Annotated in this window: 1 protein-coding gene and 1 pseudogene; both read right to left on the bottom strand. The window is 57.2% G+C overall.

The genetic code is table 11. From position 1 onward, the window contains the following. Positions 1–251 (bottom strand): hypothetical protein (locus ACE4YL_RS05965; RefSeq protein WP_461369361.1); only part of this gene is annotated, 251 nt, incomplete at its 3' end. A 367-nt stretch (positions 252–618) separates the two neighbouring features. Continuing rightward, positions 619–1,172 (bottom strand): annotated as a pseudogene (locus tag ACE4YL_RS05970) (hypothetical protein); the annotation flags it as partial.

Genomic DNA, 1,172 nt, shown 5'->3' on the forward strand with positions numbered 1-1,172 from the left:
CTCCGGTCCATGGATCCACAGAACTTACTGCCCCGGCACCCCTGGCAGATGTCGCCGCACCGCGCCTCTTCCTCGCCGATGCACCTGCGACAAGGGCATGGTTCGGGGCAGGCGTCGCACCGAGTGATCACCGACAGGGCGCGATCGAGGGGGTTCAGGAGGATCGCCCCCCGAGCGGTGCCGTCGCCAGGAGAGTTGCGACCCCTCAGAGTGTTACTGAGCGTGTTACTGAGCGTGTTACTGGCAACCATCAGATCACCCCCGCCGGCAAAGTGAGTTTGCGAGTTTGGTGAGTTTCCCGTGGGCCATCCCTGTACTGTATATTATGTGCTCCCTCTTTTTTCTCACACGTTTGTAAGTATAGTAAACTCACAAACTCACTTAAGAAAAAGAGATATCTAATATAATTAGATATCTCTGCAATCGGGCGCCGGAGTGTTGCCCGATAGATAGTGAGTTTAGATTTTCCCGTGAGTTTTGTGAGTTTGTTTCCGTCTAAATTTTCCATGAGTTTGTGAGTTTGGTGAGTTTGTTTCCGAGTGTGATTCGCGTCGCTATACCACTGAAGTGAGTTTGTGAGTTTTGTGAGTTTGTTTCTTGGTAAAATTTTTGTGAGTTTCATTCCACCTCACCTCCTTCTGTGTGCCCTTGATCTTCGCCTTTCGTCTGCACGATCACCCACTGGGTCGCCCGCTGCACCGTCTTCCCGCGCCGGATCATGAGACCGGACGGGAACCTCCTACCTTCTTGCCTGGCGAGCGCCCGCCCGCACACTCTGGTGAAAGACCGGTGCGGATCCACAAAGGCATCGGAGAGATCATCCGGTAGCGTCTCGTGGATCAAGGTCCGGAACGTCGTCACCTCCTTCATCTCCCGGTCAAGCCGGATCTTGAGATCAGAAACGGTCCAGGGGTGCGATCCGAACTCGTCGAACACGGCCGAGAGGAATCCCTCCCACTGTCGGAGGTCCGTATCACCTTCCAGGAAAACGTCCATCGCGTTCCCCATAAACTCCCCGACGCTGGCATGCTCGAGGATCCCCCCGACGACATGCCGCCACCCCTCGAATCCTCCGAGCGGCGGCACCCGCTCCGGCTCCGGGCACCCGGCCCGCACCCAGGCGACACCGAGCGTCAACGCAGCGGCGATCAGGCGGCCCCGGTTCTCCCGAA

Source organism: Candidatus Darwinibacter acetoxidans (genome assembly GCF_041936445.1).
In the GTDB taxonomy this organism is placed as follows: domain Bacteria; phylum Bacillota; class Limnochordia; order Darwinibacteriales; family Darwinibacteriaceae; genus DTU010.